Raw genomic sequence first — 17,596 nt, forward strand, 5'->3', positions numbered from 1 at the left:
ATCGGCCTGCCAGCGCAGGTCGATTTTTTCATGAGCCGTAACATTATAAGGATGATTATCACTTGATCCTGTTGTACTGGTCGCTGGTATGCTGATTCTAAATCTCTTTTGTCGTTAGCTAACGGAGTTTGTGATGAAACCCTCTATCGTGCTGTACAAAAGTATTCCCCCCGATCTGCATCAGCGTTTAGCGCAACATTTCACCGTAAACAGTTTTGACGGTTTAACCCCGGATAATCAGCCCGAATTATTAGCCGCCCTGCAAAAGGCCGAGGGGCTAATCGGCGCGGGCGGTAAAATTGATCAGAATTTTTTGTCATTAACGCCGCACCTGCGGGCCGCCTCAACCATTTCTGTCGGTTATGACAATTTTGCTGTCGATGCCCTGAATCAGCGCGGCATTGTGTTGATGCACACGCCAACGGTACTGACCGAGACCGTGGCAGACACCATGATGGCCCTGGTGCTGGCCACCGCGCGCCGGGTGGTAGAGCTGGCTGAGCGCGTGAAAGCGGGCGAATGGCAAGAAAGTATTGGTGATGACTGGTTTGGGGTAGATGTTCATCACAAAACTATCGGTATTCTTGGTATGGGCCGCATTGGGATGGCGCTGGCCCAGCGCGCACATTTCGGCTTCAATATGCCCGTGCTGTACACCAGCCGCCGCCCACATGAAGAAGCTGAAAACCGTTTTGGCGCTCGCCGCTGCTCATTAGATACTTTACTGGCTGAAGTGGATTTCCTCTGCATCACTCTGCCGATGACCGAGCAAACTTACCATATGATTAGCCGTGAACAACTGGCGAAAATGAAATCCAGCGCAATCTTGATAAACGCGGGCCGAGGGCCGGTGGTGGATGAGCAGGCGCTGATTGCCGCACTGCAAGATGGCACCATTCATGGCGCGGGGCTGGATGTCTTTGAGCAAGAACCTCTGCCGCTAGATTCGCCATTGCTCAAATTACGTCAAGTCGTTGCGGTTCCACATATCGGCTCTGCAACTCATGAAACGCGTTATAACATGGCCGCCTGCGCCGTCGATAACCTGATTGCCGCACTGACCGGCACAGTGACAGAAAACTGCGTCAACCCGCAAGTGTTGAAGCCAGCATAAACACGGCCATCATCCCATTGGCCTGCTTGCAGGCCAAATTCCCCTCCTCCGCAGGCCTCCTCCCGCTAAAAATAGCCCAGGGATGAGGCGATTTTTTCACCTTCTGGCACGCTGAGATGCATAAAATTCGAATCAATTCTCAGACCCAAGGAAGATGCGCCATGAAATCTTTAATGCTCCCTTTGCTGCTCATCATGCCGCCCGCAGCAATGGCGAACTGGTCACTGCCCCATTTCCCGGCTTTTACTGAACAAGATAGCGGAGTTTTCCTGAGCAGCAGTGAGCTGACCAAAGGGGAATATTTGCTTAAATTTTATCAAGATAAGCAATGCTGGCAGCCCACTGGGCCAGTCAAGTTGAATCAGACATTTTCACTGCAACCCTGCCAAAATCAGGCCGAAATCCAATGGCGATTGTTCCGCGATGGCCAATATCAGGTGCGTATTGATACCCGCAGCGGCACACCCACACTCACTCTGAGCATCAAATCGCCGGTGGCGGAAGCTGTCAAAGTTGTGGCGCACAGTTGCCAGCGCTGGGATGGCAAGCCGGTGAGGATTGATGTCAGTAACACTTTTGCTGAAGGCGAAATGGTGCGGGATTTCTACTCCGGCCAAACGGCGAAAGTTTCCCTCGGTAAAATCACATTGCAGCCCAGCCCCGCGAGTGGCGGTTTGCTCCTGCTAGAATCGGCGCAAACCCAGCAAGCAGCGCCTTTCAGCTGGCAAAATGCCACGGTGTATTTTGCACTGACTGACCGCTTTAAAAATGGCAATCCAGACAATGACCACAGCTACGGCCGTCATGCTGATGGCCTGCAAGAAATTGGCACTTTCCACGGCGGCGACCTGGCCGGGCTAACAAAAAAACTTGATTATCTCCAACAGCTTGGCGTCAATGCGCTCTGGATAAGCTCCCCGCTGGAGCAAATTCATGGCTGGGTGGGTGGCGGCACTCAGGGGGATTTTCCCCATTATGCTTATCATGGTTATTATGGACTTGATTGGTCACGTCTGGATGCCAATATGGGCACCGAGCAAGACTTGCATAACCTGGTTGACCAAGCCCATAAACGCGGCATCCGTATTCTATTTGATGTGGTAATGAATCATGTGGGATATGCCACTCTGGCAGATATGCAGAATTACCAATTCGGGGCGCTGTATCTACAAGGTGACCAATTAGAAAAAACACTGGGCAAAAACTGGACTGACTGGGCCCCGGGTAAAGGGCAAAATTGGCATAGTTTTAATGATTATATCAATTTCAGTGATAAATCAGCTTGGGAAAACTGGTGGGGTAAAAACTGGATCCGCACGGATATTGGCGATTATGACGCCCCCGGCTATGACGATCTCACCATGTCGCTGGCATTCCTCCCGGACATCAAAACAGAATCGACTCACCCCAGCGGGCTCCCCGTGTTTTATCGCCACAAACCGGATACCGCGGCGCGCGAAATTGCCGGTGCCACACCGCGTGATTACCTCACTCATTGGTTAAGCCAATGGGTTCGCGATTACGGTATTGATGGTTTTCGGGTTGATACCGCCAAGCATGTGGAAAAGCCGGCCTGGCAACAACTTAAGCAACAAAGCACTGCGGCCCTGGCGGCCTGGAAAGCCGCTCACCCTAATCAAGCTCTGGATGATTTGCCATTCTGGATGACCGGGGAAGCTTGGGGGCATGGGGTGATGAAGAGTGATTATTACCAAAATGGCTTCGACGCCATGATTAATTTTGATTTTCAGGATCAAGCTAAACAGGCACTGACTTGTTTCTCATCCATTGACGGCACTTATCAACAAATGGCTGATAAACTGCAAAATTTCAATGTATTGAGCTACATTTCATCTCATGATACCCGGCTGTTTTTTAAAGATGATGCCCAACAATCACTGACAAAACAGCAACGTGCGGGCGATCTGCTGCTACTGGCCCCGGGGGCAGTGCAGATTTTCTATGGCGATGAAAGCGGGCGAGAATTCGGCCCCACTGGCTCCGATCCCTTGCAAGGAACGCGCTCGGATATGAATTGGCATGAACTGGCAGGTGAAAAAGGCGCGCTGTTGGCGCACTGGCAAAAAGTCAGCCAGTTCCGTGCCCGCCATCCGGCAATTGGCGCAGGCGAGCAAAAATCGCAACAAACTGCTGATTACTATGCTTTTAGCCGCCAACATCAGGGCGATAAAGTGCTCGTGGTGTGGGTTGGGGACCCAAAAGAGTAAATCAGCTTATTATTTTGCAATAACAACCCCTGCCGATATTTTCACGCGGCAGGAAGAAATATTTCCACATTGCGTCCGTTTTTATCTGCGAGTATGGTAGTCGTTTACTTACGGATAACAATAAATTTTCATTTATGAAGTTCTCACTTTTCGGCGACAAATTCACACGCTACGCGGGTATTACTAGGCTCATGGACGACCTTAATGATGGCCTGAGAACCCCAGGTTCTATCATGCTTGGCGGGGGTAATCCGGCGCATATTCCCGAGATGGATGCTTATTTCCAACAACTGTGTCAGGACATGCTGGAACGCGGGCAATTGACCGAGGCATTGTGCAATTACGATGGGCCACAAGGTAAAGATTTGCTGCTAAAAGCGCTGGCCAAAATGCTGCGTGATGAGCTGGGTTGGCAAATTGAGCCACAGAACATTGCACTGACAAATGGCAGTCAAAGCGCATTTTTCTACTTATTTAATTTATTCGCTGGCCGCTATGCCGATGGCAATCGCCGCCGGGTGCTATTCCCGCTGGCGCCAGAGTATCTCGGTTATGCCGACGCCGGTCTGGACGAGGATTTATTCGTCTCCGCCAAGCCCAATATTGAGTTGCTGCCAGCAGGGCAATTCAAGTATCACGTCGACTTCGAGCACCTCAATATTACTGACGATATTGGCCTAATATGTGTGTCTCGGCCGACAAATCCGACTGGGAATGTGATTACTGACGAGGAGTTAATTCGCCTCGATGCTATTGCTCAGCAACGCGATATTCCGCTATTGATTGATAATGCTTATGGCGTGCCATTCCCCGGCATTATCTTTTCTGACGCGACCCCACTGTGGAACCCGAATATCATTCTGTGCATGAGTTTGTCGAAACTCGGCCTGCCGGGTTCGCGCTGCGGGATTGTGATAGCCGATGAGAAAGTGATTTCGGCGATAACCAATATGAATGGCATTATCAGCCTGTCACCGGGCAGCATGGGGCCGGCTATTGCCGCCGAAATGATTGAGCGCGGTGATTTGTTGCGGTTATCCAATGAGGTCATTCGGCCATTCTATTTTGAGCGGGTGCAGCAAACTATTGCCATCCTGCGCAAATACTTGCCGCCAGAACGCTGCCTAATCCACAAGCCGGAAGGGGCGATATTCCTGTGGCTATGGTTTAAAGATTTGCCAATCAGCACCGAGTTGCTCTATCAGCGTCTGAAAAAACGCGGCGTATTGATGGTACCGGGCCACTATTTCTTCCCAGGTCTGGAATATGATTGGCCACATACCCATCAGTGCATGCGGATGAATTATGTCCCGGCACCGGAGGATATCGAAAAAGGTGTGGCGATTTTAGCTGAAGAGATTGAATTGGCATTTCAGGAAATAAAGTGATTGGCGGCAAATGGCCTGATGAGACTTAAAGCCCTTGAAGCCGCAGCAGTTATTCCTGCGGTTTCAAGGACAAAGAGCATGATTGGGCTACATTGTGGTCCAGAACAGCACCGCGAGTATCTGCGGTGACATTATTCGCAAAAACATCGCCAGCGGATAAACCGTCGCGTAAGACAATGCCGCCGCACCGCTGGTCGGGTGCAAGCCATTAGCAAAGGCCAGTGCCGGTGGGTCTGTCATTGAACCGGCTAGCATGCCGCATAATGTCAGGTAGTTCATCTTGACTAACATGCGAGCCAGAATCCCTACGGTCAGTAAAGGTATTCCGGTGATCATCGCCCCGTAACCAATCCACGCCAGCCCATCACCATTAACCAAGGTATTGATAAAATCACCGCCAGACTTCAGCCCGACCACTGACAAGAACAATACAATGCCCAGTTCGCGCAGGGCCAAGTTGGCACTCGGCGGCATAAACCAATACAATTTCCCGATGCTGCCAATTCGCCCGAGGATCAGCGCGACGACCAGCGGCCCCCCCGCTAAACCTAAACGCAGAGCGGCCGGGAACCCCGGGATAAAGAGCGGAATTGACCCTAACAACACCCCCAGACCGACACCGATAAAAACAGGCAACATCTGGACTTGTTGCAGTTTCTGTTGCGCATTACCAACAATGGCAGATACCGCCTCAATGGCTTCCGGCCGCCCGACCAAATTAAGAATGTCACCGAATTGCAAACTGGCGCTATTACTGGCGACCAGTTCAATACCCGCACGGTTTAAGCGGGTGATTACCACGTCATACTTTTGTTTAAGATTAAGGTCGCGAATTTTTTTACCCAGTACCGCTTCGTTGGTCACCACCACTCGGGCAGTTTGCAAGGTCGTACCGGCAGTAGACAAGGTGACATCCACCTCTTCCCCGACCACCAACCGCACTTTCTCCAAGGCCTCACGCTGCCCAACCAAATGCAGGTAGTCACCCAGTTCAATCACCGTCGCGGACAATGGCACCATCAGCAAGTCACCGCGTTTTAGGCGGGAGCAAACAACATCATCACTGTTGAGTAACGGCACGTCCTGTACAGACAAGCCATGCAGATTGGGGTTACGAACCGCCACATTCATCGTTTGCAGCAACTCACGGTTCTGGCCGTGACGGCTATCGAACTCTTTTGCTTCACGATCGACGTTGATTTTAAAGAACAAACGAATCAACCACATCACCAGCAAAATACCGCAAATGCCGAATGGATAGGCCATGGCATAACCCATCCCCATTTGGCTGACCAGTTGTGGTGGCGAGCCTAAATCAGTGAGGATTTGCTGTGCTGCCCCGAGCGCCGGGGTGTTGGTGACTGCACCGGAAAACACGCCCAAGATGATAGGCAGCGGTACGGCAAACAATTTATGGATAATGGCGGTCACTAGCCCGCCAACAATCACCATCAGGATAGCAAAGCAGTTAAGCCGCAACCCCGACACCCGCAGTGAGGAGAAGAACCCCGGGCCGACCTGAATACCGATGGTGTAAACAAACAGGATAAGACCAAATTCCTGAATGAAGTGCAGCATGTCGCCATTGAGCACCAATTGGTAAGTTTGTGCAAAATGGCCCACGATAATGCCGCCAAATAACACCCCGCCGATACCTAACCCCACACCATAGACTTTCCAATTACCGATCCATAACCCCAATACGGCGACCAGCGCCAACATACTGACGGTAAGGGCGATAGCACTCATAAATCACTTCCTTGCCTAAGTTTAAAAATGGGTCGGCCATGTGGGATGTCATTTCGGTCTTACATGGCCTTAAATTCTTACAATTAGTAAGGATTCTGTCAGAAGGGGGGGCTGTTGACTGTGGGATGCGCCACAAAATGCACCGGAGAGTGGGTAATCTCTCCGGTGAAAAAATAAACACGGAAAAGCTTAATGCTGAAAGGACAAAACAAGGAGAGGGGTAACTGTTACCGGCACCTCAGGCAGAGGTGCCGGTCATCATAATTACTGCTGTTCAGTTTGCTCAGTTGTCACCGGGCTATCTAATACCTGGCGCTCTTGCGGTGCCGCATTGCCAATGCTTATACGCTGTGGTTGCAGCGCTTCTGGCACTTGGCGCAACAAATCAATGTGCAGCAAACCATTTTCAAATTGAGCATTATCAACATTCAGATGCTCTGCCAAAGTAAAGGTCAATGAGAACTCTTTACGCACCAATCCTTGATGCAGGTATTCAACCTGTTTTTCAGTTGGTGCTGGCTTACCGCGCACAGTCAAACGCGGGCCTTCCACTTCAATATCCAGTTCGCTCTGTTTAAAACCGGCCAATGCCAGTGAGATACGATAGTGGTTATCGTCAGTTTTCTCAATATTGTAGGGTGGGAACCCCTGAGAATCCTGACCGCCCTGCATTGAACTGGCTAATTTATCAAAACCAATCCACTGACGAAGCAACGGTGACAAATCATAATTACGCATAAACATAACTCCTTCTTTGAAGCGAGATAAGATAATAATCAGTCACGAATTAGCGATATAAAAAAATCTAACGCAAAATACTGGCGTTATATTATTTCCCACTATCAATCCGTGACCGGTTAGCCCCCGATTACGGCAGGCCGAACTTCTTTAAATAATGTAATTCACTCACATTATTAAGCAGATTACTTAATTTCAATACGCCGTGGTTTTAAACTCTCTGGTACTAATCGCTCAAGATCGATATATAACAAGCCATTGACCAGGTTGGCACCTTTAATTTTAATGTGCTCAGCCAGCTGGAATTTACGCTCGAAGTTTCGTTCAGCGATACCTTGATACAAATAGGTTCGTTGCGCAGGTTCACTGGCATGAGAACCGCGAATAATCAACAAGTTACCTTGTGTGACAATATCCAGTTCCTGCTCTGAAAAGCCTGCCACCGCGATGGCGATGCGGTAGTTATTTTCGTCAACTAACTCGACGTTATAAGGAGGATAACCGCCATTACCTTGGTTCTGGCCGGATTCTAATAGATTGAACAGCCGGTCGAAACCGATAGCTGAACGATACAATGGTGCAAGCTCGGAATTACGCATAAAAACTGCCTCCTAAATATATTAGCAAGGGTATTATCATATTTTTCATTAAGCTTTCCATTCTGGACAAGCCCCCGGTCTGAATACCCTATCGGCGTATTCTCTCTGACCTGATAATAAAGTGGGGCTGGTCTTTTTCTTTTCAAGAGTAAAATCAAAAAAAATTCACAAGAAAAATCCCAATCAGACCTTTATTAATCTTATTATTCGATAAATGCGCTGCTATAACTTACACTTAGGCCAAGTTGCACCACAAGATGGAATCTTTGACCATAAGAACTGTCTGTAAGATGGTGTGAAAATCATGTCAAAACCTGACACTGATAGCGGGTTAATTGTCATTCACCGGTATGATGAGATCTGAATAAAACAATGAAAAATACAGTTATCCCTTTTGTTACCGGCTGTTCGCTGCTTTTGTCCGGCGGCTGCTCCAGTATTATGACCCACACCAGCAGCAGCCAGGGCTATTACTCTGGGACCGCTGCCAATGTGGCGATGCTCAAAGATGATGATACCGGTTGGGCACTGCGGCCGCTGCTTGCCGTGGATTTGCCATTCTCCGCGGTAATGGACACTTTGTTGCTGCCTTATGATTACTTACGCTCGGACAGCGAAGATAAAGTTACCAGTTCCCCACGCGAGCGTATCCGCCAGTCCGAAGCACAAAACCCGCCAGCTTCCTCTCCTGTTGATACGTCAATACAATGAGTTAGCCTGCATTTGTAGTAAAGATTTGAGCTAACCCGTCAATTTCCCGCATAAAGGCCACTTTAGCGCCATCCGGCGAAAACACCACCGCATCCGCCAGAGGGGCGACGGCACTGCGGGCGGTCAATCGCTGCAACTGGCCGGTGGTACTATCACACTGCATCACACTGTTATCACAAACAAATGCCAAGCTGTGCCCCTGTGGGTGCCAACTAAATGCTGACTGAATACCCCACTCACTGGCGGTCAATTGCCGCGGTTCTCCACCATTCGGTGAAACCAGCCACAGCTGCACCACGCCATTATCATCTTGCATTAAACAAGCAATGGCACGGCCATCAGGTGAGGTGCGCAACCAATGCCGCGGGCTGGTCGCAAGGCCGGGAAAACGCCGCCCAGCCGTGAAGGTTAGCCGCCGTTGGCTGACACCCGCGGGTGGTGCGGGCAATGTGGTCTGAGTGCCCTCCAGTGGCTCGGCCCCTGCATGAGCATAATCCCGGTCATACTCTGGTAAATCAACAAGATAAATCTCTGGGACTTTCTCACCTTGTGCCGAAAGGGTGTCGCCAATAAATGCCAGTGCCCAGCGCTGGCGAGTGCCGTCAGCTTTCAAATAGCCCTGAGAACCCACCCACCCTTCTTCATAAGCACGATTTATTTGGTCACTGCCCGCTTGTGGCGTGGGGGTGGTACGGGTCACTAGTACACAAAAATGGCTGCCATCATATTCACGTGGATGTTGCTTCGGCGGGTTAACACCATGCAGAGGCAGAGCTACGCCAACATTGCGGCAATCCAACGCGGGATCTTGCTCATGCAACACATGGTCATTATAGGTAAAACTTAGGCGGCTGCCGTCGGGGCTGAAAACATGCACATGAGTGCCACCGCGCAGTGCGCCGGGAGTGTATGGTGCCGTGATATCCATGGCATCCAGTGTTACCGCCAGTTCCCTGTCCGGTTCCGAGACAATAACACCTCGCCGATGATGGAAATCATAATGCCAGTGACTATCAGGGTGTTCCGGGCCATGGATAAACACATAACGCGCCGGCTGGTCAGGGCTTACCGTGACCACGCCAACATGCGCACCATGTTGAGCACGATAAATAACCTCAATAGCACCGGTGATACAATTAACCCGCTCAATCGTTAACCCACTAAATGTGCTGCCATTAGGCCGCACATCATAGGCCAGCCATTGGCTATCCGCAGTCCACACATTGATATTAGTGAGCTGATGCCCTCTGGGATCAAAAGTGAGTTGCTGCTCCTGTAAGGTCATGCTGGCTCCGGTCGGGATAACGCTGGCTATGATTCATTACTGTGAATTATATCATCCTAACTTCTTATTACTGTAAAACCACGCAGTAATAAATCATGGCGCTTTAGAAAAAAAAGTCTAATATGGATTTTTTATTCTAAATAAAAGTTTCCTATGCTTAGCCGATACCAGCCCATCGCCGATGCGATAGCCACACTTTTCTCACCTTATGCGGAAGTTGCCCTCCACGATTTAGCCTGCCAAAAGCTAGTTTATATCGCGAATAACTATTCACAGCGGGAATTGGGGGAAGACTCCAACCTAAGTGACCTGCAATTTGATCAGCATTCACAGGTGATTGGCCCTTACCAAAAGCGCAACTGGGATGGTCGCCAACTGCGCTCCATCAGCGCCGTGCTGCGCGATGACCATCAGCAACCTGTCGGGCTACTGTGTATCAATCTGGACATTACCGTCTTTGAAAATGCCAAAGCGGCACTGGATATATTCTTATCTGGCCATCAACTACAGCCGCAGCCAGAAGTCCTGTTCCAAGACGATTGGCAGGAGCGAATCAACACCTACACTCACCACTGGCTGCAACAGCAACAGCTCACACTGGCAACACTGAGCAATATTGATCGCCGAAAATTGATTGAAGCGCTCTATCAGCAGGGAGCATTTAACGGCAAAAATGCCGCGGGTTATGTTGCCAAGATCCTTAACATTGGCCGCGCCACTGTTTACAACCAATTGAAAAATATCAAAAACAACTATAACCAATAGATCTCGAGTGACAGGTGAGCGGCCGCTGAATGAACTTAGCGAATTGAGATAATTCAATAAGTTGAGTGAATGATGGCAGCCAACAATCCTGCGACTTGAAAAATAACCGGTATAAAAAATTCAAAGGAACCGATATGAATACCTTATTTGATGCTATTAAAGAAGCCCACCAAGTACTACGCCCGCAAGTGAGAGTGACGCCACTGGAATATAGCCCATTACTGTCCCAGCACAGCGGTTGTGAAATTTATCTCAAATGTGAGCATCTACAGCACACCGGTTCCTTTAAATTTCGTGGAGCCAGTAACAAACTGCGTTTATTAACTGACGAACAGCGCCAACGTGGTGTTATCACCGCCTCGACGGGCAATCATGGGCAAGCCATGGCGCTGGCAGGGAAACTGGCCGGGGTCAAATCCACTATTTATGCACCTGAGCAAGCTGCAGCCATAAAATTAGACGTGATTCGCGCGCTGGGTGGCGAAGTGGAACTGATCCCGGGGGATGCATTAAACGCAGAACTGGCAGCTGATCGCGCCGCACAATTGCAGGGCAAAATCTATATCTCCCCGTATAACGACAGCCAAATTATTGCCGGGCAAGGAACCTGCGGCATGGAGATGGTGGAGCAGCAGCCGGATCTCGATGCCGTCTTTGTGGCCGTCGGCGGCGGTGGGCTGATCTCCGGGATTGCCACCGTGCTGAAGAAACTCTCTGACAAGACTCAGATTATTGGTTGCTGGCCAGCGAATGCCACCAGTATGTATACCAGCCTGGAAAACGGGCAAATTCAGGAAGTGGCCGAGCAAGAAACACTGTCTGATGGCACTGCCGGCGGTGTTGAACCGGGGGCGATAACCTTCTCGCTTTGTCAGCAATTAATCGACCAGAAAGTGTTAGTCAGTGAACCGGAAATCAAAGATGCCATGCGCTTAATCGCCCGCACTGACCGCTGGATGATTGAAGGTGCCGCGGGTGTGGCCTTAGCCGCCGCGCTAAAATTGGCTCCCCACTGGCAGGGTAAAAAAGTGGCCGTCGTGCTGTGTGGGAAAAATATCGTGCTGGAAAAATACTTGGGAGCAGTCAGCAAATGATTATTTTGAATAAGCAGCAGATTCTCGACAAGTTCGATGCTGATGCCGTCACTTTGCTACTTAAAGCAGGGTTTATCGCATTTAGTCAAAAACAAGTGCAAATGCCGCCGGTACAGCATTTGTTGTTTGAGCAAGCAAACGGTGACTGCTGTATTAAAAGTGGTTATTTGCAGGGCGACAATCACTTTGTGGTGAAAGTCTCAGGCGGTTTTTATAATAATCCTGATCAAGGGCTGGCCAGTAATCAGGGGCTGATGATGGCGTTTTCGGCCCAAACCGGTGAACCACAAGCCATATTGCTCGATGAGGGCTGGCTAACCGCCCTGCGCACGGCATTGGCCGGGCGCATTGTCGCCGAACTTTGCGCACCAGCACACATCAGCGCCATGGGTATCGTCGGGACGGGTATGCAAGCGCGGCTGCATCTGATGTATCTGAAAAGTGTGATTTCCTGCCGCCAGCTATGGGTTTGGGGCCGCAGTGAAACAGCATTAGAGGAATACCGGCAATATGCTGAAGAGGAAGGTTTTGTGGTCAATACCACCTTGGATGCGGCGGAGTTAGGCCGTCACTGTCAGTTTATTGTGACCACCACCCCCAGCCGAGAGGCTATTTTACAGGCTGCGGATATTCAGCCCGGCACTCATATTACTGCGGTCGGCGCTGATGGTGCAGGTAAACACGAATTAGCCCCAGAACTCGTGGCAAAAGCCGATAAGATATTGGTAGATTCATGGGCGCAATGTACTGAATTTGGTGAAATTTCATCCGCATTTCAACAGCATATGTTAGCAAACCACAGCTTGACAGAAATAGGCACGGCTTTAGCGCAGAATAGTACTTTACGTGAAAATGAACAGCAAATTACCTTGGCAGATTTAACCGGATTAGGAATTCAAGACGTGCAAATAGTAAAAGGAATTCTAGAATAGTTCAGTGATTATTATTTTATGGCCGATAAAAGTCATCGGCCCCTTTTAATGGGTGCATGGCCCAATTCAGTTCGGTTATTGGGAGATTTGACCGGTCATTGCTTCACACTACCCCACGCCCTACTAGCATATCGCTGACGTTGGCATAACTCACCGGGCTGGAATCGAGCCACCCTAACCACTAAAAATTGAGTCGGCTCATTTGAAATCGTCATGTGGGCAAGAATGGATGACTCGCCTATGCTTTCATGACGACGTTAATTTTTGCCCCCTCATCTCCCTCTCTCATTTTTTAATGCTTCTTATGTAATAACCTTATTCATATTTGTTACTTTACTCCATTTAATAACAAGTGTGGGATAATTCCTATAGACAAATTATCTCGTCTTTTTTGATATTGTATGAATTTTCTAGTGACCGAAAAGATTATTCTGATTTATCGATTTGGTTACGATTATATAAATATCTGTGATTACAAAATTATTTGAACTATAACCTCGCCCAACGCCAATAGATCAGTAATAAACTCCAATTCAACAAGCAAAAAACAGAATAAATAACCATGTGAAATGAAACTTGCGGTTCATTAATCCATAAAGTCACCATTTACCAGATAAAAAGATTGCGCATGATTATCCACATGAGAAATGTGTGAAAAAACAATAAAAGTGAGTCTAGCTCACTTTTATATAAGTTTTTGTCGCGCCAAATTATCTATCACGCTGGCAAAACGTCTAATCCAGACGTCTGAATTTTACTAATTTTTCTAATCTAAAATAAAAATAAAAACAATCTAATGATGTCCTGTCAGAACATTATTTATTTTTAATGGATTTTACATGGCTGTTCTCTTCAATAATAACGACGTGTAGTTGGTAGAATTTTATCAACGTATTTCTTCATCTGTGGTGTTTAAATAAAGGTTATTAATATGTCTAATTTCAAGAAAAGTGCATTGGTTATTGCGTTAGTCTCTTCAGCTTTCATTTCTCAAGCATTTGCTGCGGATGAAGGTAATGGCCGCATTCATTTCACTGGCACTGTGATTGATGCGCCTTGTTCTATTGCCCCAGACTCTACTGATATCAACGTAGATATGGGACAAGTTGCGAATAAAGTATTGGAAACCGGGAATAAATATTCTCAAAACGTCCAGTACAGCATCAATTTACAAGATTGCGATTTAACTGAGCAAACAGCCGGTTCAGTCACCTACCCAGCACAATCAAAAGTGAGTGTCACATTCGGTGGTGTTTCTGATGCAACTGCTCCTGCATTACTGGCTAACACCGGTAGCGCTGGCGGTGCGGGTATTCGTCTGATTGATACTAACGGTTCATTGCTGAAAGTCGGCGACACTGGGGCTGATGTTAACCTCGTAACAGGCCCTAACCAAATTGTATTTGCCGCGCGTGTTGAAGCCACAGGTGCACCAGTTACAACAGGGACAATTGTATCCCAAGCAACTTACGCGCTGAACTATAAGTAATACCTCTTTCTGGTATTGAAATAACAGCATCGATAGCCGTTTATTTCTGGCGGTAACTAAAGGGGAGATAGCTCCCCTTTATTAACTCTTTTAGCCATAAGACAGTGATTTATTTATGCAATATCATTCAAAAAGAAAAGAAATGTTCTTTCGAATAGTGCAAATATTAACATTGGCAGGCATGAGCTTATTCCTACCTCAATGGGCTGGGGCTGTAGAGTTTAATACCAATATTATCGATGCTAAAGATCGAGATAATATCGATCTCTCTCGTTTTGAAGTTGATGATTACACGCCTCCGGGTAATTATCTGCTTGATGTTTTTATTAATGGTCGATTGTTACCAAATAGTTATTTAATAACTTATTTACCTGTTGATGAGGGTAAATCGAGCCGAGTTTGTTTGTCCCCAGAATTAGTTGACCTGTTAGGTCTATCGCCAGCCGTTCGTGAATCATTAACATTATGGAATGACGGCAAATGTGTTGCTCTTGATGAAAAAGAAGAAATAACTGCAACCTACGATAAAGAGAAACAATACTTAATTATTTCCATCCCACAAGCTTGGCTTGCCTACAGTGATCCAAATTGGGTTCCGCCATCACAATGGGATGATGGTATTACCGGTGCGTTATTAGACTACAACCTATTTGCAAGTCGCTATGCGCCAAAGAACGGCGATAGCTCGACAAATTTTAGTAGCTATGGAACTGCGGGTGCCAATATGGGGCCATGGCGGATTCGCGCTGACTACCAATATACCAATAATGAAGCTGGCGGTTCGCATTACAATAATTTTGATTGGTCGCAAGTTTATGCTTTCCGCGCCATCCCAGCGATAGGGGCCAAATTTGTTGGCGGTCAAACTTACCTCAGCTCCAGTATTTTTGACTCATTCCGTTTTCTCGGTGCATCACTTTCCAGTGATGAGCGCATGCTGCCACCGACGATGCGCGGCTACGCGCCTCAAGTCATCGGGATTGCGCGCACCAATGCCAGAGTGATTTTGAGCCAGAATGGCCGTACGCTTTATCAAACTAATGTCGCGCCGGGCCCCTTTGCCATTCAGGATATCAGCGAAGCAGTACAGGGCAACATTGATGTTCGAGTCGAAGAAGAAGATGGCCGGGTCACCACTTTCCAAGTCAGTGCTGCAACAGTGCCATTCTTAACCCGTAAAGGGGCGATTCGCTATAAAACAGCATTGGGCCGCCCTACCCAGGGCAGCAATAATTCAGTTAGTGACCCCAACTTTTTCAATGGTGAGGTTTCATGGGGGGCATTTAATGATGTGTCCTTATATGGCGGGTTGATAGCAACATCGCAGGATTACACCGCTATTGCCTTGGGTGTCGGGCAAAATTTGCATGAGTTTGGCGCACTGTCTGTTGATGTCACGCATTCACGGGCTCAATTACCCAACGAAGAGAAAAAAAGCGGCGAAAGTTATCGTGTTAACTATTCCAAACGTTTTGATCAGACCAACAGTCAGATTACGTTTGCCGGATACCGTTTCTCTGAAAAGAACTTCATGAGCATGAATCAGTATTTGGATCAGCTCAATGGCAATAATTATCTACAAAATGACAAGCAGACATATACAGTTACCGCGAACCAATATTTAGCATGGCCGGATATCACTCTGTATCTCTCAGCAACTCATAAAACGTATTGGAATGATGTTTCCAGCACTAACTATGGTGTTTCTGTGAGTAAAATATTCGATATCGGCACATTTAAAGGGATTTCAGCAACAGTTTCTGCCAATAAAGTGAGGTACCAATACGAAAATGAGAACCAGATGTTCTTCTCATTCAGCCTGCCTATTGGTACAGGGCAGCAAGTGAGCTATGACGCGCAGCATGATAAAAACAGTGGCTACTCACAGAATGTTTCTTACTTCAACAGTAAAGACCCACGAAACATCTGGCGTGTCAGTGCCGGTGGCGCTAGCCCAGAAGTGCAGCAAGGAAATGGCGTTTACCGTGGCGGCTATCAGCACCGTTCTCCTTATGGAGAGTTTGGTATTGATGGCAGCCATAAAAATAACGAATACAATTCAGTTAATACTAACTGGTACGGTTCAATTACGGCGACAGCCCACGGTATTGCTGCTCATCAAAACAAATCAGGTAATGAGCCACGGATAATGATTGATACCGGTGATGTTTCAGGGGTGTCTCTGAATAACAACTCAGCAATGACTAACCAATTTGGTATTGCAGTTGTGAATGGCATCACCAGTTACCAGCAGTCAGATATTCGAGTCGATGTACAAAGTTTGCCGGAAGATATTGAGGTTTACAGCACAGTAATTCAAAAAACGCTCACCGAAGGGGCGATAGGCTACCGAGAAATAAGAGCGGTGAAGGGCCAACAAATTATGGCCATTATCCGTCAAAAAGAGGGCAGCTTCCCACCATTGGGTGCATCAGTTATTGCCGATAAAAACGGAGCAGAAGTCGGTATTGTCGGTGATAGCGGATTAACGTATTTAGCTGGGTTAGAAGAAGGCGGGAACTTAACCGTTCAGTGGGGCAAGCAGCAGTGCAAGATAGTATTACCGAAAAATGGCGACATGAATTCAGGAAAGATTTTGCTTCCATGTCAGTAAGATGAGTGACTATTTTGAAACTTGACTCATTATTTCCAGCAATTGACCAAACACCAAGACTTATTACAATCATTAATCACAGCATAGTCGTATAAATTAGAGTGAAATAGCGCATGAAAAATATTAATAACCCTACTTGCACCCAAAAAAATCGGCAATTTAGTGCCGCCTTAGTCGGGATAACATTATTGTTGACCACCATGGTGAGTGAGGCCGCGATAAATCTGGACCGTACTCGGATTGTTTTTAATGATACCGATAAATCTGCCAGTGTTATTTTGGTGAACCAGAGCAAAACATCCCCCTATTTGGCACAGTCTTGGATAGAAGATAGTACTGGGAAAAAAGTGGATAGTCCGCTAGTAGCATTGCCGCCGATGCAACGAATTGATGCCGGACAAAAAAGTCAGGTTCGGATTATGAAGTTAGCTGACGTCAGTAAATTACCGACGGATCGCGAAACATTATTCTATTTCAATGTGCGGGAAGTTCCGCCGAAAAGTGATATGTCTAACGTGGTGCAAATTGCTATCCAAAGCAGGGTGAAATTATTTTACCGGCCTGCGGCGATCAGAGCTGATTATGGCAATATCTGGCAGGAAAAATTACAACTCACTAAGCAAGGCGAAAACCTAAAAATAAATAACCCGACACCTTATTACATTACCCTGGGATATTTAAGTCAGGACAATCGCGGCAATTTCCCTGGGTTCGATAGCGTCATGATTGCACCTTTTGGCACCGAGATGGTTAAGACCCCGGGTTACAGTGGTAGCCATTATACCATCGGTTATATGGATGATTTTGGTGGCATGAAGATGCGCACGTTTAATTGCTCTGCGACAGATTGCCAAATTCAGCCTGCTGAAAAGAAAAAATAACAGATGCGA

Annotated in this window: 14 protein-coding genes; 10 read left to right on the plus strand and 4 right to left on the minus strand. The window is 47.6% G+C overall.

Annotation, left to right across the window (positions count from 1 at the left end; translation table 11 throughout):
* Nucleotides 1-133 precede the first annotated feature (133 nt).
* The 3 genes from ghrB to D5F51_RS21845 all read left to right on the plus strand — a co-directional run bounded on the left by ghrB (nucleotide 134) and on the right by D5F51_RS21845 (nucleotide 4,730).
* Nucleotides 134-1,114 carry a glyoxylate/hydroxypyruvate reductase GhrB gene (gene ghrB, locus D5F51_RS21835; protein ID WP_129199045.1) on the plus strand — a complete coding sequence of 327 codons (981 nt, stop codon included), beginning with the start codon at nucleotides 134-136 and terminating at the stop codon, nucleotides 1,112-1,114.
* Nucleotides 1,115-1,275: 161 nt separating this feature from the next.
* A complete protein-coding gene (locus D5F51_RS21840; protein ID WP_129199046.1) occupies nucleotides 1,276-3,342 on the plus strand; it encodes an alpha-amylase in 2,067 nt (688 codons plus the stop codon).
* Between the two features lie 134 nt (nucleotides 3,343-3,476).
* A complete protein-coding gene (locus tag D5F51_RS21845) occupies nucleotides 3,477-4,730 on the plus strand; it encodes a valine--pyruvate transaminase (RefSeq protein WP_087769185.1) in 1,254 nt (417 codons plus the stop codon).
* A gap of 87 nt (nucleotides 4,731-4,817) precedes the next feature.
* On the opposite strand, the gene D5F51_RS21850 is transcribed toward D5F51_RS21845, so the two are convergent.
* The 3 genes from D5F51_RS21850 to ibpA form a co-directional block, all read right to left on the minus strand.
* Entirely contained in the window at nucleotides 4,818-6,479 is a 1,662-nt protein-coding gene (locus D5F51_RS21850) for a putative transporter (protein WP_129199047.1), read from the minus strand.
* 264 nt (nucleotides 6,480-6,743) lie between these two features.
* Entirely contained in the window at nucleotides 6,744-7,217 is a 474-nt protein-coding gene (gene ibpB / locus D5F51_RS21855) for a small heat shock chaperone IbpB (protein ID WP_025376435.1), read from the minus strand.
* A gap of 185 nt (nucleotides 7,218-7,402) precedes the next feature.
* On the minus strand, nucleotides 7,403-7,816 hold the full coding sequence (gene ibpA, locus D5F51_RS21860) for a small heat shock chaperone IbpA (RefSeq protein WP_129199049.1): 414 nt from the start codon (nucleotides 7,814-7,816) through the stop codon (nucleotides 7,403-7,405).
* 372 nt (nucleotides 7,817-8,188) lie between these two features.
* Between ibpA and D5F51_RS21865 the strand changes: the two genes are divergently transcribed.
* Entirely contained in the window at nucleotides 8,189-8,527 is a 339-nt protein-coding gene (locus D5F51_RS21865) for a YceK/YidQ family lipoprotein (protein WP_025376433.1), read from the plus strand.
* A 1-nt stretch (nucleotide 8,528) separates the two neighbouring features.
* On the opposite strand, the gene D5F51_RS21870 is transcribed toward D5F51_RS21865, so the two are convergent.
* On the minus strand, nucleotides 8,529-9,812 hold the full coding sequence (locus D5F51_RS21870) for a YidR family protein (protein WP_129199051.1): 1,284 nt from the start codon (nucleotides 9,810-9,812) through the stop codon (nucleotides 8,529-8,531).
* Between the two features lie 153 nt (nucleotides 9,813-9,965).
* Here D5F51_RS21870 and D5F51_RS21875 point away from each other — a divergent pair, with 153 nt between their 5' ends.
* From D5F51_RS21875 to D5F51_RS21900, 6 genes are all read left to right on the plus strand, one after another.
* Complete coding sequence (locus tag D5F51_RS21875; RefSeq protein ID WP_129199053.1) at nucleotides 9,966-10,577, plus strand: helix-turn-helix transcriptional regulator; 612 nt, start codon at nucleotides 9,966-9,968, stop codon at nucleotides 10,575-10,577.
* 134 nt (nucleotides 10,578-10,711) lie between these two features.
* On the plus strand, nucleotides 10,712-11,671 hold the full coding sequence (locus tag D5F51_RS21880) for a threonine/serine dehydratase (RefSeq protein WP_129199055.1): 960 nt from the start codon (nucleotides 10,712-10,714) through the stop codon (nucleotides 11,669-11,671).
* Nucleotides 11,668-12,603: an ornithine cyclodeaminase family protein gene (locus tag D5F51_RS21885; protein WP_025376429.1), complete on the plus strand. Its 936-nt coding sequence runs from the start codon at nucleotides 11,668-11,670 to the stop codon at nucleotides 12,601-12,603. Before D5F51_RS21880 ends, D5F51_RS21885 begins: the two co-directional genes overlap by 4 nt.
* Before the next feature lie 931 nt (nucleotides 12,604-13,534).
* Complete coding sequence (locus D5F51_RS21890) at nucleotides 13,535-14,092, plus strand: fimbrial protein (RefSeq protein WP_087769188.1); 558 nt, start codon at nucleotides 13,535-13,537, stop codon at nucleotides 14,090-14,092.
* Between the two features lie 142 nt (nucleotides 14,093-14,234).
* Entirely contained in the window at nucleotides 14,235-16,706 is a 2,472-nt protein-coding gene (locus D5F51_RS21895; RefSeq protein WP_245994861.1) for a fimbria/pilus outer membrane usher protein, read from the plus strand.
* Nucleotides 16,707-16,819: 113 nt separating this feature from the next.
* On the plus strand, nucleotides 16,820-17,587 hold the full coding sequence (locus D5F51_RS21900) for a fimbrial biogenesis chaperone (protein WP_129199059.1): 768 nt from the start codon (nucleotides 16,820-16,822) through the stop codon (nucleotides 17,585-17,587).
* Nucleotides 17,588-17,596 lie beyond the last annotated feature (9 nt).

Origin of the sequence: Yersinia hibernica, assembly GCF_004124235.1 — a bacterium.
Lineage (GTDB): Bacteria > Pseudomonadota > Gammaproteobacteria > Enterobacterales > Enterobacteriaceae > Yersinia > Yersinia hibernica.

Excerpts from the sequence above, each read along its gene's own strand:
- ghrB (WP_129199045.1), top strand. The coding sequence starts at position 134 with ATGAAACCCTCTATCGTGCTGTACAAAAGTATTCCCCCCGATCTGCAT.
- ibpA (WP_129199049.1), bottom strand. The coding sequence starts at position 7,816 with ATGCGTAATTCCGAGCTTGCACCATTGTATCGTTCAGCTATCGGTTTC.
- ibpB (WP_025376435.1), bottom strand. The coding sequence starts at position 7,217 with ATGCGTAATTATGATTTGTCACCGTTGCTTCGTCAGTGGATTGGTTTT.
- D5F51_RS21850 (WP_129199047.1), bottom strand. The coding sequence starts at position 6,479 with ATGAGTGCTATCGCCCTTACCGTCAGTATGTTGGCGCTGGTCGCCGTA.
- D5F51_RS21895 (WP_245994861.1), top strand. The coding sequence starts at position 14,235 with ATGTTCTTTCGAATAGTGCAAATATTAACATTGGCAGGCATGAGCTTA.
- D5F51_RS21845 (WP_087769185.1), top strand. The coding sequence starts at position 3,477 with ATGAAGTTCTCACTTTTCGGCGACAAATTCACACGCTACGCGGGTATT.
- D5F51_RS21875 (WP_129199053.1), top strand. The coding sequence starts at position 9,966 with ATGCTTAGCCGATACCAGCCCATCGCCGATGCGATAGCCACACTTTTC.
- D5F51_RS21840 (WP_129199046.1), top strand. The coding sequence starts at position 1,276 with ATGAAATCTTTAATGCTCCCTTTGCTGCTCATCATGCCGCCCGCAGCA.
- D5F51_RS21865 (WP_025376433.1), top strand. The coding sequence starts at position 8,189 with ATGAAAAATACAGTTATCCCTTTTGTTACCGGCTGTTCGCTGCTTTTG.
- D5F51_RS21900 (WP_129199059.1), top strand. The coding sequence starts at position 16,820 with ATGAAAAATATTAATAACCCTACTTGCACCCAAAAAAATCGGCAATTT.
- D5F51_RS21885 (WP_025376429.1), top strand. The coding sequence starts at position 11,668 with ATGATTATTTTGAATAAGCAGCAGATTCTCGACAAGTTCGATGCTGAT.
- D5F51_RS21870 (WP_129199051.1), bottom strand. The coding sequence starts at position 9,812 with ATGACCTTACAGGAGCAGCAACTCACTTTTGATCCCAGAGGGCATCAG.
- D5F51_RS21890 (WP_087769188.1), top strand. The coding sequence starts at position 13,535 with ATGTCTAATTTCAAGAAAAGTGCATTGGTTATTGCGTTAGTCTCTTCA.
- D5F51_RS21880 (WP_129199055.1), top strand. The coding sequence starts at position 10,712 with ATGAATACCTTATTTGATGCTATTAAAGAAGCCCACCAAGTACTACGC.